The 23185-nt window shown below is 44.2% G+C and carries 16 protein-coding genes and 1 pseudogene; 12 read left to right on the top strand and 5 right to left on the bottom strand.

Translation table 11 applies throughout. The annotated features are described in order from the left end of the window. Positions 1 to 250: 250 nt before the first annotated feature. The 5 genes from ilvD (FTU58_RS12395) (at position 251) to FTU58_RS12375 (ending at position 6196) form a co-directional block, all read left to right on the top strand. Positions 251 to 2080 (top strand): dihydroxy-acid dehydratase, encoded by a 1830-nt coding sequence (ilvD, locus tag FTU58_RS12395; RefSeq protein WP_180062510.1) that lies wholly within the window; start codon positions 251 to 253, stop codon positions 2078 to 2080. 218 nt (positions 2081 to 2298) lie between these two features. Beyond that, entirely contained in the window at positions 2299 to 3984 is a 1686-nt protein-coding gene (ilvD, locus tag FTU58_RS12390) for a dihydroxy-acid dehydratase (protein ID WP_004970362.1), read from the top strand. A gap of 118 nt (positions 3985 to 4102) precedes the next feature. Continuing rightward, complete coding sequence (locus tag FTU58_RS12385) at positions 4103 to 5422, top strand: hypothetical protein (protein WP_180062509.1); 1320 nt, start codon at positions 4103 to 4105, stop codon at positions 5420 to 5422. Beyond that, positions 5412 to 5699 carry a chorismate mutase gene (locus FTU58_RS12380; protein ID WP_179988877.1) on the top strand — a complete coding sequence of 96 codons (288 nt, stop codon included), beginning with the start codon at positions 5412 to 5414 and terminating at the stop codon, positions 5697 to 5699. The genes FTU58_RS12385 and FTU58_RS12380 overlap by 11 nt, the downstream gene beginning before the upstream one ends. A 317-nt stretch (positions 5700 to 6016) precedes the next feature. Further along, positions 6017 to 6196 carry a hypothetical protein gene (locus FTU58_RS12375; protein ID WP_004970356.1) on the top strand — a complete coding sequence of 60 codons (180 nt, stop codon included), beginning with the start codon at positions 6017 to 6019 and terminating at the stop codon, positions 6194 to 6196. 279 nt (positions 6197 to 6475) lie between these two features. Here the strand turns inward: FTU58_RS12375 and FTU58_RS12370 are convergent, their stop codons facing one another. From FTU58_RS12370 to FTU58_RS12360, 3 genes are all read right to left on the bottom strand, one after another. Next, positions 6476 to 7774 carry a solute carrier family 23 protein gene (locus tag FTU58_RS12370; protein ID WP_180062508.1) on the bottom strand — a complete coding sequence of 433 codons (1299 nt, stop codon included), beginning with the start codon at positions 7772 to 7774 and terminating at the stop codon, positions 6476 to 6478. A 397-nt stretch (positions 7775 to 8171) separates the two neighbouring features. Beyond that, positions 8172 to 10856, bottom strand: a complete 2685-nt coding sequence (gene ppc, locus FTU58_RS12365) for a phosphoenolpyruvate carboxylase (RefSeq protein ID WP_131261313.1) — start codon at positions 10854 to 10856, stop codon at positions 8172 to 8174. A gap of 235 nt (positions 10857 to 11091) precedes the next feature. Next, positions 11092 to 11706: a TetR/AcrR family transcriptional regulator gene (locus FTU58_RS12360; protein ID WP_019837343.1), complete on the bottom strand. Its 615-nt coding sequence runs from the start codon at positions 11704 to 11706 to the stop codon at positions 11092 to 11094. A 413-nt stretch (positions 11707 to 12119) separates the two neighbouring features. On the opposite strand from FTU58_RS12360, the gene FTU58_RS12355 reads away from it, so the two are divergent. From FTU58_RS12355 to FTU58_RS12335, 5 genes are all read left to right on the top strand, one after another. After that, a complete protein-coding gene (locus FTU58_RS12355) occupies positions 12120 to 13259 on the top strand; it encodes an efflux RND transporter periplasmic adaptor subunit (protein WP_180062507.1) in 1140 nt (379 codons plus the stop codon). A 3-nt stretch (positions 13260 to 13262) separates the two neighbouring features. Beyond that, a complete protein-coding gene (locus FTU58_RS12350; protein WP_180062506.1) occupies positions 13263 to 16397 on the top strand; it encodes an efflux RND transporter permease subunit in 3135 nt (1044 codons plus the stop codon). Between the two features lie 135 nt (positions 16398 to 16532). Continuing rightward, positions 16533 to 16910: a hypothetical protein gene (locus tag FTU58_RS12345; RefSeq protein WP_026438412.1), complete on the top strand. Its 378-nt coding sequence runs from the start codon at positions 16533 to 16535 to the stop codon at positions 16908 to 16910. 129 nt (positions 16911 to 17039) lie between these two features. After that, on the top strand, positions 17040 to 18155 hold the full coding sequence (dnaJ, locus tag FTU58_RS12340; protein WP_180062505.1) for a molecular chaperone DnaJ: 1116 nt from the start codon (positions 17040 to 17042) through the stop codon (positions 18153 to 18155). A gap of 134 nt (positions 18156 to 18289) precedes the next feature. After that, positions 18290 to 19512 (top strand): IS3 family transposase gene (locus tag FTU58_RS12335; RefSeq protein WP_180062504.1). Its coding sequence is split into 2 segments (ribosomal slippage): positions 18290 to 18626 and positions 18626 to 19512, totalling 1224 coding nucleotides; the frame shifts between segments, so codons are not numbered across the junction. A 51-nt stretch (positions 19513 to 19563) separates the two neighbouring features. On the opposite strand, the gene FTU58_RS12330 is transcribed toward FTU58_RS12335, so the two are convergent. Beyond that, positions 19564 to 19848 (bottom strand): hypothetical protein, encoded by a 285-nt coding sequence (locus FTU58_RS12330; RefSeq protein ID WP_180062503.1) that lies wholly within the window; start codon positions 19846 to 19848, stop codon positions 19564 to 19566. A 283-nt stretch (positions 19849 to 20131) separates the two neighbouring features. Here FTU58_RS12330 and dapB point away from each other — a divergent pair, with 283 nt between their 5' ends. Next, entirely contained in the window at positions 20132 to 20953 is an 822-nt protein-coding gene (gene dapB, locus FTU58_RS12325; RefSeq protein ID WP_070154911.1) for a 4-hydroxy-tetrahydrodipicolinate reductase, read from the top strand. 131 nt (positions 20954 to 21084) lie between these two features. Continuing rightward, on the top strand, positions 21085 to 21729 hold the full coding sequence (locus FTU58_RS12320) for an START domain-containing protein (RefSeq protein WP_167845639.1): 645 nt from the start codon (positions 21085 to 21087) through the stop codon (positions 21727 to 21729). Positions 21730 to 21820: 91 nt separating this feature from the next. Here the strand turns inward: FTU58_RS12320 and FTU58_RS12315 are convergent. After that, positions 21821 to 23059, bottom strand: a pseudogene (locus FTU58_RS12315) (capsule assembly Wzi family protein); the annotation flags it as partial. Positions 23060 to 23185 lie beyond the last annotated feature (126 nt).

Genomic DNA, 23185 nt, shown 5'->3' with positions numbered 1-23185 from the left:
AGTAATGCAAAATTTAAAAATTATTCATGAAAGTTTTGTATTGCATTCAGTATGATCAACAAGGTGCTGTGGGTTCTCGTCACTTTTTATCCATCATAAAGTTGGTAAAGCAGCAGCCTTACTACCTCAAGCTGTAGTAAAATAGAAAGACTCTTAAACTATTTTGCAGTGATACAGATCTTGCAAACAGTATTATTTCGCCAGAATGAATTTCAGATTCATTTCAGCACAACCAAGTTGGAACTTTATAATGCCTGACTATCGTTCAAAAACATCGACACACGGAAGAAATATGGCGGGTGCACGCGGCTTATGGCGTGCAACGGGTATGAAAGACGAAGATTTCGGTAAGCCGATTATTGCGGTGGTCAACTCATTTACCCAATTTGTACCTGGCCATGTGCATTTAAAAGACCTCGGTCAAATGGTGGCAGAACAAATTCAGGCGGCAGGTGGTGTGGCTAAAGAGTTTAACACCATTGCCGTAGATGACGGGATTGCCATGGGTCATGACGGCATGTTGTATTCATTGCCATCGCGTGACTTGATTGCCGACTCGGTAGAATACATGGTCAGCGCACACTGCGCCGATGCAATGGTGTGTATATCCAACTGTGACAAAATCACACCAGGGATGCTGATGGCTGCCATGCGCCTGAACATTCCAGTGGTGTTTGTGTCTGGCGGCCCAATGGAAGCAGGTAAAGTCAAAATTCGTGGCAATGAACACGCGATTGACTTGATTGATGCAATGATTGTGGCGGCAGATGATAACTATACCGATGAAGAAGTTGCTGAATATGAGCGTTCTGCATGTCCAACTTGTGGTTCATGCTCAGGGATGTTCACTGCAAACTCAATGAACTGCTTAACAGAAGCTCTAGGTTTATCTTTACCGGGCAACGGTTCAATTGTAGCAACTCACGCCAACCGTAAAAAACTGTTTGATAAAGCAGGTCAGTTGATTGTGGAATTGGCCAAACGCCATTATGAACAAGACGATTACAGCGTATTGCCACGTTCAATTGCAACCAAAGCATCTTATGAAAATGCTATGACGTTGGACATTGCCATGGGCGGTTCAACCAACACCGTACTGCACTTGTTGGCGGCTGCCAATGAGGCAGGTGTGGATTTCACCATGGATGACATTGACCGTTTATCACGTAAAGTGCCTGTACTATGTAAAGTAGCGCCTGCAAAACAAGATGTTCACATGGAAGATGTACACCGTGCGGGTGGCATTATGTCTATTTTAGGCGAGCTGGATCGCGCAGGTTTATTGGACACTTCAGTAGGCACAGTTCACGAAGCGACTTTAAAAGATGCTTTGGATAAATGGGACATCATCCGTACCGAAAATGAAGACGTTTACCAGTTCTTCCGTTCTGCACCGGGCGGCGTAGCCACCCAAACAGCATTCTCACAAGACCGTTACTATTCACGTTTAGATGGTGACCGTGACAATGGTGTGATTCGTAATGCAGAACACGCTTTCTCTAAAGATGGTGGTTTGGCGGTACTTTACGGCAATATTGCTTTAGATGGCTGTATTGTAAAAACTGCAGGGGTGGATGATTCTATTTTGAAATTCAACGGCACAGCACGTGTTTTTGAAAGTCAGGATGCTGCTGTAGACGCGATTTTGGGCGGTAAAATTACAGCGGGTGATGTGGTGGTGATTCGCTACGAAGGCCCACGTGGTGGCCCAGGTATGCAAGAAATGCTCTATCCAACCAGCTATTTGAAATCGAAAGGTTTAGGCAAAGAATGTGCCTTACTGACCGATGGTCGTTTCTCGGGCGGTTCTTCAGGTCTTTCAATTGGTCACGTTTCTCCAGAAGCGGCTGAAGGTGGTGCGATTGGTCTGGTTGAAGATGGTGACCGTATCGAAATTGATATTCCAAACCGCAGCATTCACTTGGCGGTAGATGACGCAACTATGGCGGCACGTCGTGAAGCGCAAGAAGCTAAAGGCTGGCATCCTGCAGAAGAACGTCCACGTAAAATTTCTAAAGCGTTGAAAGCTTATGCCATGCATACCACCAGTGCGGCAAAAGGTGCGGTACGTGAAATCTAAGCAGTACTTGGCAATTTAAGCTGCTACAAAAAAGCACTCCAAAATTGGGGTGCTTTTTTATGTGTCTGCAATGAGCGATGTCAGTATCGCAGCAAATTTGAGCGATGAAATTAGACAGGCATTTTCGTTTACATCCTGCCTGCTTTCGATACAATGAAAAATAAAATAAATTGTCATGATGAATACGTCATTTCACCCATCTTGCTAAGGAATCAGCCATGAGTAAACAGAATATCCGCGAACATTCAGCCGAAGTCTATGAAGGCATTGAAAATGCACCTGCACGTTCCATGATGCGTGCGGTGGGTTTTAAGGATGAAGATTTTACTCGTCCATTTATTGGAATTGCATCGACTTGGGCCAATGTCACACCATGTAATATGCATATTGATGGCTTAGCGCGCGAAGCAGAAACAGGCGTGAATCAGGCGGGTGGTAAAGGCATTATTTTCAATACCATCACCATTTCAGATGGTATTTCAAACGGCACCGAAGGCATGAAATATTCATTGGTTTCACGTGAAATTATTGCCGACTCAATTGAAGCTGTGGTGGGCTGTCAGGCCTATGATGGTGTGATTGCAATTGGTGGCTGCGATAAAAACATGCCGGGCTGCATTATGGGACTGGCGCGTTTAAACCGTCCGGGCTTGTTTGTTTATGGCGGCACTATTAAACCGGGTGCAGGACATACCGATATTATTTCGGTGTTTGAAGCCGTGGGTCAGCATGCCAAAGGTGAAATTAACGAAATTCAGGTCAAACAAATTGAAGAAGTGGCTTTGCCAGGTGCAGGCTCTTGTGGTGGCATGTACACCGCGAACTCTATGGCATCGGCCATTGAAGCATTGGGCATGAGTTTACCAGGGTCTTCGGCACAAGAAGCTGTTTCTCAAGATAAAATGGATGACTGCCAACGTGCAGGCGAAGCAGTCATGAATCTGTTACGTCTGGATATTAAACCACGTGACATTATGACCAAATCTGCCTTTGAAAATGCCATTAAAGTGCTGATTGCTTTGGGTGGATCGACCAATGGTGTGTTGCATTTGATTGCCATGGCACATTCTGCAGGGGTTGAACTCACACTGGATGATTTCGTGCGTATTGGTCAGGAAACTCCAGTGGTGGCCGATGTACGTCCATCGGGCAAGTATTTAATGTCGGAGCTGATTGCCATTGGCGGAATTCAACCATTGATGAAACGTATGTTAGATGCAGGCATGCTTGATGGTTCTTGCTTAACGGTTACAGGTAAAACTTTGGCAGAAAACTTGGCCGATGTTGCTGATTATCCTGAAGGTCAGCAAATTATTTTACCGTTTGATGCGCCAATCAAAAAAGATTCACACTTGGTGGTTTTAAAAGGCAACTTATCACCTACGGGCGCAGTGGCAAAAATTACAGGCAAAGAAGGCTTGTATTTTGAAGGCCCTGCACGCGTTTTTGAAGGTGAAATTGGCGCGATGCGCGGCATTTTAGATGGCGAAGTGCAAGAAGGTGAAGTGGTGGTGATTCGTGGTGAAGGCCCTAAAGGTGGCCCGGGTATGCCAGAAATGCTGAAACCAACTTCTGCAATTATTGGCAAAGGTTTGGGTAATTCAGTCGCGTTAATTACCGATGGACGTTTTTCGGGTGGCAGTCACGGTTTTGTGATTGGGCATGTGACCCCAGAAGCGTATGAAGGCGGGCCAATTGGTCTGGTGAAAAATGGCGATAAAATTTCGATTAATGCCGAAACCCGTGAAATGACTTGGCATGTGTCGGAAGAGGAAATGGCAGCACGTAAAGCGGCATGGGTCAAACCAAAGCCAAACTATACCCATGGTGCATTGGCGAAATTTGCTAAATTGGCATCGGGCGCAGAAAAAGGTGCAGTGACTGATCTGAATTTAGAGGTCTAATTGATCATTTTTATATGAATTGATATAAATCCTTGTGTACTATTGAAGGACGAGCGCACATGATTTGCATGTGGCTTGTCCCCAAACCACAAGGATTTTCTTTTTAGAGGCTGATCTCATGTCACTGTTACGCCGTTGGTTCGATCCGATCAGATCGAGTTGGTTTTATCAAAAACCATCTCGGCAAGCGGTGTTGCCCACGGAACACGGACTGAGTGTGCATTTACGTCTAGATGATGTATATAGCTATTTGGCGGTACAGCAGTTGCCGCAATTAGAAGATATTCTGGCCGATGAATTAAAACCTTTAACCGTGGTGATTTCGCAACAAAGTGGCGATGCACCGAACCAAATGTCGGCTGCAGAATGGCAAAATTATTGTATTCAGGATGCACAAATTCTTGCCAAACAACATCGTTTTAGTTTTCACGATACCCCTGAACCACCGACCGCAGAAGCCTTAATGCAGGCAGAAACCATTTTGCGGCATACGCCGTTACGTGGTCAGGATTTCTTGTATTTACTGGAAGATGTGTTCCACATGCTGTGGCAAAAGCAGTCGGGTAAATTACGCACCTTATATGCCATGGCCAGTCGTCATCATCAAATTCAGGATTTTCCTGAACGGGTTTTTGATGATGCACCTGTATTGGCCAGTTATTTTGAGTTTGGTGGACGTAAATATCATGCGGTCGATGATTTATTGCGTTTGACACGCCGTTTAAAACAACAAAAATTACTCACCGATAATCCTATTTTCTTGATCAATCACATTGAATGGCGAGAACATTTAATTAGTGATGCCGAAGAACTCAATGAAATTCAGGCACTCGACCCTGAACTGGATTTGTATATTGCACTGGAAGACCCGATTTCTTGGTTGTTATTGGCGTATATCAAAGAAGAATTAGCTGCCTATTACAATATCCATTTGAATGTGTATCCCTTGTCTTATCATGGACGCGACTGGTTTGACTGGAGTTTGGCAACACGTTTATCTAAACGTACTGATGTTGCGTTTACGCCGTTTTGCCGCCCGACTGAGCAGGCGACTTATCAAATGGCACAACTGTATTACAGTGCGCCTGAAGAACAGCGTGTGGATGCCATGTATCGCATTTTGCAGGCGGTATGGACGAGGGGACAGGATTTATCCTTTAAAGCGCATTTTGAGCGTATGCAGCGTGAACTGGAGTTAGATCAACTGACCACAGCCGATGTGACCGAGTTGCTCAAAGAAAACGATATGCTGTGTGAAATGAAATCTCAGCCCGATTTTCCTGTGTTGGAATTGCGCATAGATGGGCAAAGCTACGTGTTTAACAGCTTATATCGGGTGTGGATGATTGAAAGTATTTTCAGTAATGTGTTAGAAGAAAAGTATAAGAGTGAAAACGAAACCGAAACTGAAAGTGTAGCCCAAGCCCATGAACAATGAAAAAGTAAACTCATTACAACAAGCACGTGACAAAATAGACCAAATTGATGTGGCTTTAATTGAACTGATTGCATCGCGTCAGTTTTATGTCGATCAGGCCATGCGCCATAAACAGACTGTGGAAGATGTACAGTCACCGCAGCGCGTGAAAGAAGTGATTGAAAAAGTCCGTACTTTGGCTCTGCAACATGCAGTCGATCCTGACATGGTCGAGCGTTTGTATCACGATATGATTCAGCATTTTATTCAGCGTGAATTAAAAGAATTCCGTCCTTAATTGATCTATCCCTAAGTTTGGGCGATGCTTCAAACGCAGCCCAAACTTTGCGTTTTTGCGGTAAAACCGCGTATTTATATGCCATCTTGGTATTCAAAGCATAATTTTTAAAAATAATTTGCTTATTTTTTCTGCAGGTGGTTTTAAGCGCAAAGCCTTGCCTGTCTTGGCTTTGCTGGGTTTTTAAAAAGAATTGGTAAAAAAAAGAATATGATTTTATTACATTTTTTAATATTGTAAGTTTGCTTTATTTTAAAAAGTATATATATTGTATATACATCTTTTGCAAAGCAGTCTTTATTTTGGAGAGATCAGCAATGAACGAGCAAATCAAAAAAATAAAGACAGGCAAGAAAGATGGACAACTTTTAATTCGTATTAATAGTACTGAACGTGATGAATTTATTCGTTTATGTGAAGAACTTGATACTAGTGCTGCTCGTGAATTAAGAAAATTTATTCGTAGTTTTGTGAAACAACACAATGGCAACGAATAGCCTTACTAAGGAGTAATACCATGGCTAAGCAAGTTAAATCTTTGAAGCAACAAATCAAAGCACGTTTGAAAAAGATTTCAAAACATAAAGGCAAATTGAAGCAACTTAAGCAAGAGCTTAAAAAACAGAAATAAGCCAAGTAAAAGCATTATCTCTTAAAAACGGTTCATTCTAGACAGACCGTTTGAGGTAAAAAAAGACCGAACAATCACTGTTGTTCGGTCTTTTTGCATTGTTTCGGCATTTGCTTAGGTTCAAGCAAATGACCGCAAGTTCTGATTAAGAGGGATCACGCAAACTAAAGAACCAGTTCAGGAACAAGGCTGCAAAAGTTGCTGTCCCAATCCCGCCCAAGTTAAAGCTGCCCAATTGCAACGCAAAGTCACCCGTTCCTAAAATAATGGTCACGGCAGCCACCATCAGATTTTTGTTTTTAGAAAAATCGACTTTGTTTTCAATCCAGATTTTCGCGCCAGCAATGGTAATCAAACCAAATACCACAATCGAAGCGCCCGTTAAAATGGCGGTAGGAATGGTATGGATGATTGCCCCAAATTTTGGTGATAAGCCAAGGAAAATAGCAAAGACCCCCGCCACCACAAAAATAATCGTGGAATACACGCGGGTAACAGCCATCACCCCAATGTTTTCACCATAGGTAGTCATACCCGGTGCACCGACACCACCTGCAAGGGTTGTGGCAACACCATCGGCTACAAAGGCTTTACCAATGTGTGGATCGAGGTTTTCACCAGTCATGGCACCTACTGCTTTAATGTGTCCCAAGTTCTCTGCCACCAAAATGAAGGCAATTGGGGCAATAATCAGCATGGCATTCACATCAAATACAGGCGCATGAAAGTCTGGTACGCCAAACCAAGCGGCTTGCTGAATCGGTGCGAAGTTAATTGGCGTCCCCCAACCCATGACATTGGTGACTACAAAATAGATCAGATACGATATGAGCAAGCCAATCAGGAGCAAGAGGCGTTGCAGTAAACCTTTGGTAAATACGGCAATCATGCCCATACATAGCACAGTCACCAAGGCCATCCACATATTAAATGGATTGCCTGCAACCGCTTTGACCGTGACAGGAGCAAGGTTTAAACCAATGATCATCACCACCGCACCTGTCACCACAGGTGGCATTAATTTTTCAATCCAGCGGGTGCCAGTAGCCATCACCAAAAAGCCAATCAGGGCATATAAAATACCGCAGGCAATAATCCCGCCTGCCGCAACCCCAATATTGGCATTTAAACCGCCTGCTGCGCCTGCATAGCCTGTGGCAGCAATCACCACCCCAATAAAGGCAAAGCTTGAGCCTAAATAACTTGGAACACGCCCACCTGTCATGAAAAAGAACAGGATGGTACAAATCCCTGACATTAAAATGGCAAGGTTCGGATCAAAGCCCATTAAAAAAGGTGCAAGTACAGTGGCACCAAACATGGCAAATGCGTGTTGTATCCCCAATACAGCGGTTTGTGCAGGCGGTAGATACTCATTGGTCCCTACAGGACGTGCATCAATGCTGCCTTCATAAGGGCGCCATTTGGGAAACCAATTGGACATAAAGTGAGCACTCAAAAGCTAAATTGAGCACATCATACTCTTGTATTGCATAAATTTTTTAAAAATTTTGCGAGGAAATTAAGCAACTGCTTATTTTTAGGATTAAATTTTACTATTTGTTAAAAATTGCATTTAATATAAATAAGTAATTTTATTTATAAATTTAAAGAATGTATTGCTGCACTAGTGGGATGAAAACAGAATAAGAATAAATTTAATTGCACATAATTTAGGCTGGTTTTTTGCCTGGTAACGCATGTCTTTGTCCATGTCTGCTTTCACGTTATAATGTCCACTGTGTTTTTGGCTTTATGAAGCATGAGCCTAAGTCATTTCTAAGAGAGAGCAGTAGCAACAAGCAGAGCATGACTCTGCTTGTTGTGCTATTCGTTAGGTCTTAACCTGTATTGCGTAAGCCTGCTGCAATCCCTGCAATACTCACCATGAGGGCATGATCGACAGGGGTATGTTCGGCATGCTGTTCTGCCAAATACAAACGACGACGTTTCATCAATTCTGCCTGTAGCAAATGCAGTGGCAATAAATAAGGTTTACGCACCCGCATCGATTGATCTAGCACATCATTGCTGCTGAGCAATTGCGATTCACCTTTAAGGGTCAGTAAAGTCGTCACAGCATCACGCAGACGTTGACGGAGTTGCTCACCCAGTTGTTTTAAGTCTTCGTCATCGGTCAGGTTAGATTCGTAGTACAGGGCAATATTACTGTCGGCTTTAGATAGCACCATTTCTAGCATATCAATTAAAGTCTGGAAATACGGCCAATCGCTGAGCATTTCATCCAAAGTGGCTTTTTGTCCCTGATCGAGCGTTTGGTTAATTGCTGCGCCTGTCCCTAACCAAGCAGGCAGCATTAAACGGATTTGTGTCCATGCAAATACCCACGGAATGGCACGTAAGGATTCAATTCCACCGCTCACTTTACGCTTCGCAGGACGTGAACCGAGTGGCAACATCTGCAATTCCAGCTCTGGCGTAACGGTGCGTAAATATTTCACAAAATGTGGATTTTCACGCACGGTTTGGCGATAGACCTGCACCGAAAGTTCGGTCATGTTATCCATCAACTCGCGCCATTCTGCTTTCGGCACAGGTGGTGGCATCAGCGTCGCTTCTAAGGTTGCAGCGGTGTAGACTTCCAGATTTTGTAAGGCAACCCCTTCAAGTCCAAATTTAAAACGAATCATTTCACCTTGTTCGGTGACGCGGATTGCACCTGAAATAGAACCCGGTGGTTGTGAGAACAATGCTTGTTGTGTTGGTGCACCGCCACGGCTGATGGAACCACCGCGACCATGGAATAAAGTCAGCTGCACAGCATGTTGCTGCGCTACCGCAGTCAGTTCTTCCTGCGCGCGGTACTGCGCCCAGTTGGCAGACATGAACCCTGCATCTTTGGCGGAGTCTGAGTAGCCAATCATCACCTCATGTTTGCCCTGAATATGCTGTTTGTACCAATGCATATTAAATAGGGTATTCATGGTTTGGGCAGCCCCATCCAAGTCTTTCAGGGTTTCAAACAGCGGCACCACACGCAAAGGATGCTGAATGCCCGCTTCTTTTTGCAGCAATAACACTGCCAATACATCACTTGGATATTCCGCCATGGAAATAATATAAGCGCCCAAACTTTCCTGCGGCTGTGCAGCCAAAGTGCGCATGGTGGCAAACACTTCTTGCACATCGGGATGTTGAATCAGGCTTTGTGCAGGTTCTTGCATGAATTTTGGCAATAACGGACGTTTACTTTGTAGCTCTTGAAGCAAGAAGTTCTGACGCGCTTGTTCAGTCCAAGTTTCAAAATTGCCCAAACCTAAATATTCGGTAATGGCAGAAATGGCTTGACGATGACGTCCCGATTCTTGGCGAATATCCAGTTTTAGTAATTCAATGCCGAAACAATTCACACGATGAATTAAATCCAACAATTTGCCGTTCGCAATGTCTGATAATTGGCAAGCCGTCAGCGAGCGATAACACAGCAATAAAGGCTGTAACAGTTCGTCTTTGCTTTTGATGACCAAACTGTCATCAGCCTCTTTGCCTTGCAGTTTCGCTGCTAACCAGTCGCGGGTGGCTTTTAGGCGTTCTCGGGTGTCGCGTAAATATTCACGGTACGGCTCGGCATGGAAATGTCCCAAAGCATCTGCCAATTCTGGGCTGCATTGCTGAATGGAGAGTTCCCAACGCAGGTTTTCGATATCACGTAAATACAGTTCTGCTGCTTTCCAACGCGATAGCCACAATACTTCTTGAGTGACTTTATGGGTGACATTCGGGTTGCCATCGCGGTCACCGCCCATCCAAGAGGCGAAACGCACAGGCGCAACACTCAGCGGCAGGCTTTGCCCACAATGTTCCTGCACAATGCTGTCTAATTCACGCATGAATTTAGGCACTGCATTCCACAGGGTTTGTTCGATGGTGGTAAAGCCCCATTTGGCTTCATCGACAGGGGTTGGGCGATGTTGGCGAATTTCATCGGTTTGCCAAGCCGAGCTGATCAGCTGTTTTAAATCTGCCAAAACTGCCTGACGTTCACGTGGTGTCAGTTTTTGCTGATCCATTTTAAACAAGCAGTCATTAATATCGTCATATTTTTGAATGAGGGTACGACGGCTGACTTCAGTCGGATGCGCAGTTAAAACCAACTCAATTTTTAGCTCGCAGACTTGTTGAAAGAGTGTTTCTGCAGAAATTTGGTTGTCTTTAAACTTGATAAATAAGTGATCTAGCGGGTTTGGAGAAACGCCATTTTCATCAAATTCGCTTTGGCGACGGCTCCGCACCACATGATATTGCTCAGCGATGTTGGCAAAATTCAAAAAGTGGGTAAAGGCACGGGTGAGCGGTAAGATTTCATCATCTTCCAGACTTAAAAACAGTTGTTCGAGTTGTTTTTCAGCTTCGGCTTGTCCATCGCGCGCGCCTTTAGATAAGGCACGAATTTGTTCGACCTGATTAAACAAATCTTGTCCTGCGTGTAACTTGAGGGTTTCACCCAATAAGTTGCCAAGTAAGCGTACGTCATCGCGTAGAGGAGCATCAATTTGTTGAATCATTCGTTGTTCTCCATGTTCTGTGTTTTTCTACTCTGTTAAGACTATACCCCGATTTAGATACAATCCAAGCGGGCTATCTACAAAAGTTGCATGGATTTTGTGCATCTGAAGTTATAGTGCCAAACGGCAGTATTTAGGAGAGAAATACAGGACGGAGATATGAGTCAGTTGATCATTCGTATATGTGCAACGTGAGAGTTAGATCTCGCATGATGAGGCTGCGAAATTAGCTTGTTCAGCCATAACGCAGCATAAAAATACCAATCGCATCTTCAATAATCTTTTGAGATTGTGCAGCATCGGGCACGGCACGTACACCGAGTAAAACTTCATGGTGACGTAAACCATGCAGTAAGGAAACGATCAATTCAGTTTGCGTTTTTGGTTCATCGGCCTGAATAAACTGCAATTCTACTGCTTGGCGAAAGAAGCTTTCCCACATCGCGCGAAGTTTGGCATGTGAGGCATTGTAAAACTGCAATGCCAACGGATTTTGCTCCGAGGCCAGTTCCATCAGCAAATGTTCTAATTTAATCGCTTCAGGCATATTGACCAAGTTCAAGGACAGTTTACAGGCTTGGTATAAGGCCTGCTTAAAATTGCTATGTGCAGTCAAGTCCAAAGGTTGTGCTTTGAGCAGACTTTCACAGGTTTCTTCAATGGCACAGGAAAATAACGTGGCTTTGTCTTGAAAGTGGTTATACACCGTTAATTTGGTCACGCCTGCTTCACGTGCAATCTGATTCATACTAGAACCATGAAAGCCCAACTTTAAAAACAAGTGTTTTGCCGACATTAAAATGCGTTGGCGTTTTTCTAAATCTTTTGGTCGTCCGACATGAATCTGCACACGCTCATCCTAATTTGCATCAGTACAACTGGAAAATGACGCTTCAGTTTTAATTAATGTACCCAGTGGTATATTAATTAAAAAATAATCAATTTAATATAGGGGTTTGCACGCACTTCATAAATGGCTTGCGCTGTAGGCTAAAACTGAGCAGATCAGGCATGAAACGCAGGGAATAGCGAGACTATTACCAAGTTTCATAACGCAATCTGAGAAAGTTTTAGCCACAGTCCTTTGGAACAAGCATATTTTTTACTGCTATTACGTTATGAGTCAGTTACTTAGAATGACTAAGTTTCCTGCCTCATGCCTTATATCAGCTAAAAATATGCGCTGTCGCAAACATAGACGAAGTGTCAGCAAACCCTACCGTATTCTGCCCTAAAAAAAACGTTTAAATAAGAGCAAACCTGATGAACACGACTCAGAATCTCATTGGTAGCCTGATGCTGCTGTGCTGTATCACCCTAATTGGATGCAGTAAGCAAAAAACCGAGGTTGAACAGGAAGTCCCTTTGGTGATGGTGACCCAGCCCAGCAGTTTACATCTTGAGCAAAAAAGCTATGCAGGCGAGGTGCAAGCACGTCAGCAAACGGCTTTGGCATTTCGGGTTGCAGGGCAAGTTACACAGCGTTTTGCCGATGTGGGAGATCAGGTCAAAGTTGGGCAAGTCTTAGCAAAACTGGATGTGCAAGATGCCGCATTGCAGCTCAATGCCGCGCGTGCGCAACTGGAAAGTGCGCAATCTACTGCAAAAATTGCTAGCGATGAGTTACAGCGTTTTCAGCAATTATTACCCATGAATGCCGTCAGTCGCTCGCAATATGATGCAGTCAAAAACCAATATCAACATGCTATGGCACAGTTGAAACAGGCACAGTCCAATTATGCAGTCAGCAGTAATCAAACCGACTATAACCAGTTACGTGCCACAAAAAATGGTGTGATTACTGAACGCAATATTGAAGTTGGGCAGGTTTTAGCGGCAGGGCAGGTCGCTTATCAATTGGCGATTGATGGGGAGCGTGAAGTCGTGATTGGCGTGCCTGAACAAGCGGTGGGTGAAATTCGAGTCGGGCAAGAGGCAACGGTAAGTTTATGGTCACAACCCGATACCCGTTTTGCAGGTACGGTTCGAGAAATTTCCCCTGCGGCAGATCAGTCGCGTACTTTTAAAGTCAAAGTGGCTTTACGTGAAGGCAATGCACAGATTCAATTGGGGCAAAGCGCGCGGGTATTTCTGACTCGCCAAGCCAATCAGGGTTTATATGTGCCTTTATCTAGCGTGTCGGCAACAGGGCAACAAGCTTTTGTTTTGGTCTTACAGCCAGACTCAACCGTGCGCCAAATTCCTGTTACATTGGGCGCTTATGGACGTGACAGCGTGCCTGTACTGAGTGGCTTACAGCCGCAAGATTATGTGGTGATGGGTGGGGTGCATTTACTGCGTGATCGACAAAAAATTCGCCCGATTAACCGTGACAATCAAGCTGTACAGGCAGTCAATCCAACAGCTCAGGCAGCTTCTGCGGCCACACAGACGGAGCGTTAAAATATGAATTTTAACTTATCCGAATGGGCGCTGAAAAATAAAGGTCTAGTGATCTACTTGATGCTGCTGTTGGGCATTGTCGGGATTTTTTCATACTCTAAACTGGCACAAAGTGAAGATCCACCGTTTACTTTTAAAGTGATGGTGATTCAAACCTATTGGCCGGGAGCGAGCGCCAAAGAGGTCTCGTTACAAGTCACCGACCGCATCGAAAAAGAATTGATGAGCACGGGCGACTATGAACGCATCATGGCTTATTCGCGTCCGGGCGAGTCCATGGTGACTTTTATTGCCAAAGATTCCATGCGTTCTAGCCAAATTCCAGATGTTTGGTACAAGGTGCGTAAAAAGGTCAATGATATTCGTCATGAATTGCCGCAAGGGGTACAAGGCCCATTTTTTAATGATGAATTTGGCGACACTTTTGGCAATATTTATGTGCTGACAGGCGCAGACTATGACTATGCCACGCTCAAAGAATATGCCGACCGTTTGCAGCTACAATTACAGCGGGTCAAAGATGTAGCCAAAGTTAATTTGGTGGGTTTACAAGATCAAAAAATATGGATTGAGTTATCTAACACCAAAGCCGCGCAACTCGGTATTCCTGTTACCGCGATTCAGCAAGCCTTACAACAACAAAACAGCATGGCAAGCGCAGGTTTTTTTGAAACCCATTCAGACCGTATTCAGGTACGTGTCAGCGGTGCGTTGCACAGTGTTGATGAGCTAAAACAAATGCCGCTGTTAGTGAATGGCACCACCATTCAACTGGGCGATGTTGCCGAAGTTTATCGTGGGTTTAGCGAACCTGCTCAACCGCGTATGCGCTTTATGGGTGAAAACGGCATTGGCATTGCGGTGTCGATGCGTAAAGGCGGTGATATTTTAGCTTTGGGTGAAAATCTGGAAACTGAATTTGCCCGTTTGCAAAAGACCTTGCCTTTGGGCATGCAACTGCAAAAAGTTTCTGATCAGCCTGTTGCGGTAAAACACAGCGTCAATGAATTTATGAAAGTGTTGGCTGAGGCGGTGATTATCGTGCTCTTGGTCAGCTTCTTTTCACTGGGTTTTCGCACGGGCTTGGTGGTGGCATTTTCCATTCCACTGGTCTTGGCGATGACTTTTGCAGGTATGCATTTGTTTGATGTCGGGCTGCACAAAATTTCACTCGGTGCGCTTATTCTAGCGCTCGGATTATTGGTGGATGACGCCATTATCGCCATTGAAATGATGGCAATTAAGATGGAGCAAGGCTATAGCCGTTTGCAAGCTGCAGGCCATGCGTGGCGAACAACTGCTTTCCCTATGCTGACAGGGACATTGATTACCGCAGCAGGTTTTTTACCCATTGCCACAGCAGCCTCAAGTACAGGGGAATATACCCGTTCAATTTTCCAAGTGGTGACCATTGCTTTGGTGGTGTCCTGGTTTGCTGCCGTGCTATTCGTGCCGTATCTGGGCGATAAATTATTGCCAGATTTTCAGCGTCATGCACAGCGAGCGCCGTGGTATCAACGTCTTTGGGCGCGTGTACGCAAACAAGCTGAACCGCAGCCTGTGCTACAGCACGCAGGTGAATTACACGACCCATATCAAACCCGCTTTTATCAAGTGTTTCGTGGATGGGTTAATACTTGTGTGCGCTATCGAAAAACCGTCATTGCAGCGACCGTGGCCATTTTTGTCCTATCCATTGCCATGTTTAAATTGGTACCACAGCAATTTTTCCCACCTTCCAATCGGGCAGAAATTTTAGTCGATTTAAAACTTGAAGAAGGTGCGTCTTTAACAGCCACAGAAGCAGCCGTTAAAAAAGTTGAAAAGTTCTTGGCGCAACAACAAGGCATCGACAATTATGTGGCCTATGTCGGCACAGGTTCGCCGCGTTTCTATTTGCCTTTAGATCAGCAATTACCGCAGGCCAGTTTTGCCCAATTTGTGGTATTGGCATCGTCTTTAGAAGACCGCAATGAAATTCGCCGTAATTTATCTGAACAAATTCGCTTGTTATTGCCAGAGGTGCGTACTCGCGTGTCATTATTGGAAAATGGCCCACCAGTGGGTTATCCATTGCAATTCCGCGTGTCAGGAGAAGACTTGGCACAAGTACGACAATGGGCGCAGCAAGTCGCAGCCACCATCAGTGCCAACCCAAACAGCACCAATGTGCATTTAGATTGGGGTGAGCCGAGCAAAGTCATTCAATTGCAGATTGATCAAGACCGTGCCCGTCAAATGGGAGTGTCGAGTCTGGATTTGGCTAACTTCCTAAATAGCTCTATCAGTGGCGCAGCAATCAATCAGTATCGTGAAAAACGTGAACTGATTGAAATCCGTTTACGTGGTGATCAAACCGAGCGCCTAGATGTCGCATCTTTAAGCAGTTTGGCCATACCGACTTCACGTGGAACATCGGTGCCGTTGGCGCAAATTGCACAAATTGAATACCGTTTTGAAGAAGGCTTAATTTGGCATCGTAACCGCTTGCCGACCATTACCGTACGTGGCGATATTCGAAGCAATTTGCAACCTGCAACGGTGGTGGCAGAACTGTCTGAACCGATGGCAGCCTTGCGTGAAAAATTGCCAAATGGCTATTTAATTGAAGTGGGCGGTACAGTTGAAGAGTCGGCACGTGGGCAAAAGTCAGTCAATGCAGGCATGCCATTTTTCCTTGCAGTGGTGATGACCTTGTTAATGATTCAGCTGCGTAGCATGTCTCGTGCATTCATCGTATTTTTGACTGCACCGCTCGGCATTATTGGCGTGGTATTGTTTCTGTTGCTGTTTAACAAACCCTTTGGTTTTGTGGCGATGCTCGGCACGATTGCCTTATCGGGCATGATCATGCGCAATTCTTTGATTTTAATTGATCAGATTGAGCAGGATATTCGGGCAGGAGAGTCGCAGTGGGATGCGATTATTAACGCCACGGTACGCCGTTGTCGTCCAATTGTCCTTACAGCATTAGCGGCTGTTTTGGCCATGATTCCACTTTCTCGCAGTATTTTCTTTGGCCCGATGGCTGTGGCGATTATGGGCGGATTAATTGTCGCGACCTTATTAACTTTGTTCTTTTTACCTGCATTATATGCACAGTGGTTTAAAGTGAAAAAAAATCCACATAATCTGTAAAAGTGACATAATAACGGGTGCGAAACTTGGAAAATTTCAATATAGTAGCACCTTATATTTTTCAGCCTTTGCATACGTTACAGCATGCGCCAGATTAAAAAATAAAGCATGGCACAGATGGGGTTAAATCACATTATGAAGCAAGATAACTTGGTAAAGTTTCGCCGTTCGGTTGCGATCTCTTACGTGTTTATGTTTTTTGCTTTATTTACTGTGGTGAGTGGTGCATTGGCGTATTGGTATGCACGAAAAGTGATTGTGGTCGATAGCACTGAAGTCTGGTTACAGGCACAGGCTTTATGGATCATGCGTAATGTGGTGATTTACAGTGTATTGGCATTGTTTGCTGCATTGTGGTTTATTCCATTGGCCTTCTTTCCTTGGGATGCCTTTTTATGGGTCAAAGCCTGCACCGTAGCAGGTGTGGTCTTTGCCGTGATTGCCTTCTTATTTTTAATCAATGCTTGGATTAAAGGGCTATCCAAATTTTTGAAAAATAAAGCTGTGTTCTAATGGCTTGAACTTCATCTAAAGCACTTCAGCTAAAATTTTTAACAGCTTTCCCTTGTAAAACTCAGTTTGACCCCAATTTCAGACTTCAGTTAAGTTTTAAATAGAATTCCGTGAGGAGCATCGCCAGACATGGCTAAACGTGATTATTATGAGGTTTTGGGCGTCTCTAAAACCGCTAGTGATGATGAAATTAAAAAAGCCTACCGTAAGTTGGCGATGAAATATCATCCAGACCGTAACCCGGACAATCCTGAAGCTGAAGAGAAGTTTAAAGAAGCTTCAGAAGCGTATGAAGTTCTGTCAGACAGCGAAAAACGCAGCATGTACGACCGTATGGGCCATCAAGCCTTTGAAGGTGGTATGGGCGGTGGTGCTGGCGGCTTCGGTGGTTTCAGTGCGGAAGATATTTTCAGCCAGTTTGGGGATATTTTCGGTGGAGCCTTTGGTGGGGGGGGGCGTGGCCAGCAACGTCAACGCCGTGGTTCAGACTTACGCTATGTGATGGAATTGACGCTTGAAGAAGCAGTCAAAGGCGTTAAGAAAACCATCACCTTTACAGCACCTGCGCCTTGTGACGCTTGTGATGGTAAAGGCTCAGAAAATCCAAATGATGTTGAAACCTGTCCAACCTGTCATGGTGCGGGTCAAGTACGCATGCAGCAAGGTTTCTTCTCGGTACAGCAAACCTGTAGCACTTGTCGTGGTCAGGGCAAAATTATCAAGAACCCATGTAAAAAATGTCATGGTTCGGGTGTGTCAGATCGTCAGCAAACCCTTGAGGTGACCATTCCTGCTGGCGTGGACAATGGCGACCGCGTACGCTTAACAGGTAAAGGTGAAGCCATTCGTGATGGTCAATCGGGCGACCTATATGTAGAAGTGGTGGTGCGTGAGCACGAAATCTTCCAGCGTGATGGTGCTGATCTGTATATGGATGTGCCTGTTAGCATTGCCGATGCTGCTTTAGGTAAGGAAATTGAAATTCCTACTCTAGATGGTCGCGTGAGCCTGAAAGTACCTGAGGGAACACAAACGGGTAAATTGTTCCGTTTGCGTGGTAAAGGGGTAAAACCTGTGCGTAGCAGTATGCAGGGCGATTTACTCTGCCGTATTGTGGTGGAAACACCTGTGAATTTAACTGCACGTCAGCGTGAATTGTTAAAAGAGTTGCAGACGACGATGGAAGGTGAGGGCAGTCAGTCATCACCAAAGAAAAAGTCTTTCTTTGATCGTTTGTTTGATTAAGGAAACTTAGATTAGGTATGTCGAAGCACAACCTGATCTAAACTCAAATAATAAAGGCGATCTTAAGATCGCCTTTGTTGTATCTGCTTCATGTCCCGTCCTGAAATAAGTTTACACCTTAAGAGACTTATTTTATGGAACATGCACGAGAACAACGAGTTAAGCGCACACAACGTGATTATAGCTTCGCCTTTAAAATGATGGTGGTACATGAAGTAGAAAAAGGGCAAATTACTTATAAACAAGCTCAGGCAAAATATGGTATTCAAGGAAGATCAACTGTGCTGGTATGGTTACGCAAGCACGGACAACAGGATTGGACTTCGAATATGCCGACTTCTTCTAAACGCCAATTGACACCCCAACAACGAATCCGCCAATTAGAAAAACAGTTAGCCGCAGAAAAGCTCAAAACTGAATTTATACAGGATGTGATTTATCACATTGATAAAGAGTGTGGGACTGATCTTGGAAAAAAGTATACCGAGCACGTTTCAAAGATTGGCAAAGCCAAAGAAGACTAAGCGTTTCACGTTATTGTCAGTGGTTAGGAATCACTCGACAAGCTTATTATCAAGCAGAAAAACGTGCTCAAATGACTGCACAAGTAACAGAACAAATACTCGAGTTGGTTATGGAGTATCGCTGTCTCATGCCAAGTATCGGAACACGTAAGCTGTATTGGCTTATTAAAGGCAAATTGTTGCAGCGTGGTTTAAAGTGTGGACGGGATCAGTTATTTAAAATATTGAAAGAAAATAATTTATTGATTCGCCCCAAGCGTCGTTATACAAAAACTACGGATAGCAAGCATTGGATGAAGAAGCATCCAAATTTATTAAAGGATTATTCAGCGGTGCAAGCCAATGAAGTCTTTGTCAGTGATATTACCTATGTTGAGAGTGCTGAAGGCGTACATTATTTATCCTTAGTGACAGATGCTTATACCCGCCAGATTAAAGGTTATAAGTTATCGAATGATATGCGTGCAGAGAATGTTGTGCAGGCACTACATATGGCGATGCAGCATGTGACAGATCGGGCAGCCAGGATGATTCACCATTCAGACAGAGGCTCTCAGTATTGCTCTGAACTATATCAATCGGCATTACGCCATTATGGGGTATGTCCTTCTATGACAGATGGAGGAGACTGTTACCAGAATGCATTAGCAGAGCGGATTAATGGAATATTAAAGCAGGAGTTTTTAACCACGCGATGTCAAACCATGAAGGAGTTAGATCACTTAATTGCGGAATCTATCATGATTTATAATTGCTATAGACCACATTTAAGTTTAAATATGAACACCCCGAATCAGATGTATGAGCAAACTAAAACCGAGCTAATTGCTTAACTCGGTTTGAAGTGGAATACTGTCAATCTATTTCAGGACAAGACATCACGCTTATTCGACTTCAGGTATATCTATCTCTAAAGCATCAACCATTTCAGTTGTTGCTGTTTTAACGACAGTTTGTGGTTGAGCGCTTGCAACAACCCCATGTTCTGCTGCTGTTTCTTCAAGTTCAGGTGTATCAACTTCCACCGCAAGCGGTTCTTGTAGTGTCACGCTAATACGGACTTTAGACAGGCTTTCAAGCGTATCACCTTCTTGAAGTGCAGGCTCTGCAAATACGGATGCTGTGCTCATGCCCAACAATAATGCCAATACCATGTTCTTCGAATGCATGTAAATCCCCTTTAATTTTTGCAGTTGTTTTCATTCGTGCAGGCTAGTCTGCGCATACAAGTTTGCAAATTTGTGAAATAAAAATAAAAAATCAGCATTTTGAGATAAATTTTTAGCATCGCTTCGATAAAAGTTTGCCTGAGGTGTGTAAAGTGACCATCAGCAGTACAGCTCGGCTTGCTTTCGGATAAAAATAAACCCAAAAACTTAGCAGACAAACTTAGTCTAGGCAGCGAGTTTTGCTATAGTAAGCACAATTTAGAATCTATTTTAGGAATATGCTATGTCAGCAACTCCACGCATTGGTGTATTAGGTGCAGGCGGCCGTATGGGCCGCATCTTAATTCAAGCCGTTCAAGAAGCAGGCTACCAATTGGCAGCCGCAGTCGAACGCCCAGAAAGCAGTCTCTTGGGGGCAGATGCGGGAGAGCTGGCAGGTGTGGGTACACTCGGTGTGAAAGTCGTGGGCAGCCTAGAACAAGTATTAGCTGACTGTGATGTCGTAATCGACTTTACCGCACCAGCCGCCACTGCACAGCACTTAAAGCTTTGTCGTGAAGCAGGCGTAGCGATTGTGATTGGCACCACAGGCATGAATGATGAACAAAAAGCACTCTTAGAAGAATCGGCTCAACAGACGCCTGTGGTATATGCCGCCAACTATTCAGTAGGGGTAAACGTATCTATTAAACTGTTGGAATTGGCAGCCAAAGTCTTTGGTGATAGCGTAGATATTGAAGTGATTGAAGCACACCATCGTCACAAAGTTGATGCACCATCAGGCACGGCATTGATGATGGGCGAGGCCATTGCAGCAACCTTAGGTCGTGATTTAAAACACGATGCTGTTTACTGCCGCGAAGGACACACAGGGCCACGTGAACGCAAAAGCATTGGTTTCCAAACCATTCGTGGTGGCGACATTGTGGGTGAACATACTGCGATGTTTATTGCCGATGGCGAGCGTGTGGAAATTACCCACAAAGCCACCAACCGCATGAACTTTGCTGCAGGTGCCGTGCGTGCTGCAGCGTGGGTGGTTGGACGCGAAGCGCGTAAATACGATATGAAAGATGTTCTTGGATTTAACGATATTCAGGTTTAAAAACTGCGCAGGAATCCGAAATAGATAAAATGACTTGAACAATTTTCAATCTGCCGCTTAAACTAGGGTCTGGTGTCACGGATGATGACGCATCAGACCCCACATAAAACTAAAATAAGATGCAAAATAAAATGAAAAAATCTCTGTTGATGCTTGGGTTAAGCACCTGTATTTGTGCGGCCTCTGCACAAAATATTGAACATGCCAAACTGAGCATACATAAAAACAATATTAAAGTCTGGACCTTTCAACAGCAGTCTAGCCCTGTGTTTGTGTATAAGGCTGAAACCACCTTCAATGTACCTTTAGAAAAAGCTGCTGCCTTAATTTTAGATGTTGATCATGCCGTGAAATGGGTGCCTTATGTGGGCAGTGTCAAAGTCTTATCACGCGATGACCAAAAAGGTGAGTTCTTGCTGTATATGGTGCTGGATTTTCCTTTTCCACTAAAAGATCGTGATTTAGTGGTCAAAGGCAAAATGAGTAAAGATGCACAAGGTATTATCAGTATTCAAAATAAAGCCATTGAGGGGGGCTATCCCTTGAACCCAGATTATGTGCGTATTCAAGATTACGAAGGCGACTGGACATTTCAAAAACTGGGCAATCAAAAAGTCAAAGTCAGTACCTATGGCTATGCAAACCCTGAAGGCTCGATTCCTTTAAGTTTTGTGAATATGTTTGTGCAGCAGCAACCGTATCAAATGCTGCAAAAAATGAAAATTGAATTAAGCAAAAGCGGTAGTTTTAAGGCATTGCCTGAAATTTTGCGTTAAATAATTAAGTTGCGCTGAATTTTTAATCTCAGAAAATGGATGAAATCGGTGTCGATCTCATCCACGAAGTATTTCGGGCTAGCGGGTAGATTTAATAAGAAAACAGCCCTTTTTCTAAAGGAAATTCAATGCCAATTGATGCACCACCATCATTGCCATGGATATCTGAATCGCTAATCCAGCCATTCAGTTTAAGTGGAATATCTGGGCGTATATAGTGTGTCCAAGTCAAATCCAAAGCTTTTAACTGATCTTTTTCTGGGAAAGCTTGGTTAGTTGCGCGGTTTGATTCATTCAATTTGGCAAACAACATACGTGCATTCACGCGGTTCATACGATCAAAACGAATATCACCACCGACTGAAATCATTTGTCCATCACCGCCAATAGCATGCGCTAAAGGATAGCCATGTTGGTAGAAACCGTGAGTATAGTCGCTGTGATTATAAGTGATACCTTGTGCTTTACCGTTGGTACGGGTGTCAGCCCATTCGGTATAGAGGTGGAACGGCATATTCTGATAGCTTGATGAATAGTCTACCCCAGCCAAATACATTTTTTTTGAAGGTAAGCCGCCTGCTTCATCTTCACCAGCATATTGTGCATAAACACCCATTGGCACTTGTAGCAATGGCTGTAGGTTTAAGCGTGCATCAAAGCCTGCCACCTGGTTAGATGGGTTAGGAGTATCTCCATACACATTATCTTTACCAATCACCGCATCCCAGAATGAGTCAAAACTTTCTGGACGATTTTCACCCCCCCATTGAAAGGCACGTGAAGCACCCAATTCCAAATAAGGCAGCGGTTGTGCAGTGACACGTAAACCAATCAATTTGGCATCGGGTACAGCATCATAATCATGCAACTGACCTGTAAAGGCCTGATATTGCCATGGACCAATCCATGACAACCATTTGTTGCTGAAAGCTTGTTGTTCGGCACGTTGCATAGTTACGCCGTAAACTGGGCGGCTAGCATCGCCGCGAATTAAACTACCGTCATGTGCAGGGCCCCAATAGGTTGGAATTTGCCCTGCAATGAGCCATTGATTCCAAAGCTTGGCTGCAATATAGGAACCTTCAACATTGACATCTTGATCGTTATCAATTTGTGGGTCTTTTTCTGCATTGACCCTAATTTTAGCATCCCAGTTTTGATTGCCTGCATTGAGTTCCAAACCTGCTTGATATTGTGCTTTTTGTTGGTCGCCAAAGGCCTGTGGAATCTTCTTTTGATCTGTTTCTGCAAAAAGCGAGGCTTTGAGCAGTTGGTTATTGGCATTTAAGTGTGCCACCACTGCATCGATGACTTTTTGATGATTGTTGTTGGGCTTTGTTGCACAAAGATTTGAAATGCAAAGCGCCCCTAATTGAGCCAAATTTAAGGCGTAACTTGGGTAACTGGTCGACCTAATTCCGTAAATCTGTTGAGGACTGCTACACGTGCATGAATC

This window comes from Acinetobacter sp. YH12120, assembly GCF_013418795.1.
Classification (GTDB): domain Bacteria; phylum Pseudomonadota; class Gammaproteobacteria; order Pseudomonadales; family Moraxellaceae; genus Acinetobacter; species Acinetobacter towneri.
This window is presented reverse-complemented; position numbering and strand designations above follow the sequence as displayed.

Coding starts and splice junctions, on each gene's coding strand:
- FTU58_RS12375 (WP_004970356.1), top strand. CDS start 6,017: ATGAACGAGCAAATCAAAAAAATAAAGACAGGCAAGAAAGATGGACAA.
- FTU58_RS12330 (WP_180062503.1), bottom strand. CDS start 19,848: ATGCATTCGAAGAACATGGTATTGGCATTATTGTTGGGCATGAGCACA.
- ilvD (WP_180062510.1), top strand. CDS start 251: ATGCCTGACTATCGTTCAAAAACATCGACACACGGAAGAAATATGGCG.
- FTU58_RS12350 (WP_180062506.1), top strand. CDS start 13,263: ATGAATTTTAACTTATCCGAATGGGCGCTGAAAAATAAAGGTCTAGTG.
- dnaJ (WP_180062505.1), top strand. CDS start 17,040: ATGGCTAAACGTGATTATTATGAGGTTTTGGGCGTCTCTAAAACCGCT.
- FTU58_RS12380 (WP_179988877.1), top strand. CDS start 5,412: ATGAACAATGAAAAAGTAAACTCATTACAACAAGCACGTGACAAAATA.
- FTU58_RS12385 (WP_180062509.1), top strand. CDS start 4,103: ATGTCACTGTTACGCCGTTGGTTCGATCCGATCAGATCGAGTTGGTTT.
- FTU58_RS12355 (WP_180062507.1), top strand. CDS start 12,120: ATGAACACGACTCAGAATCTCATTGGTAGCCTGATGCTGCTGTGCTGT.
- FTU58_RS12370 (WP_180062508.1), bottom strand. CDS start 7,774: ATGTCCAATTGGTTTCCCAAATGGCGCCCTTATGAAGGCAGCATTGAT.
- ilvD (WP_004970362.1), top strand. CDS start 2,299: ATGAGTAAACAGAATATCCGCGAACATTCAGCCGAAGTCTATGAAGGC.
- FTU58_RS12345 (WP_026438412.1), top strand. CDS start 16,533: ATGAAGCAAGATAACTTGGTAAAGTTTCGCCGTTCGGTTGCGATCTCT.
- FTU58_RS12320 (WP_167845639.1), top strand. CDS start 21,085: ATGAAAAAATCTCTGTTGATGCTTGGGTTAAGCACCTGTATTTGTGCG.
- ppc (WP_131261313.1), bottom strand. CDS start 10,856: ATGATTCAACAAATTGATGCTCCTCTACGCGATGACGTACGCTTACTT.
- dapB (WP_070154911.1), top strand. CDS start 20,132: ATGTCAGCAACTCCACGCATTGGTGTATTAGGTGCAGGCGGCCGTATG.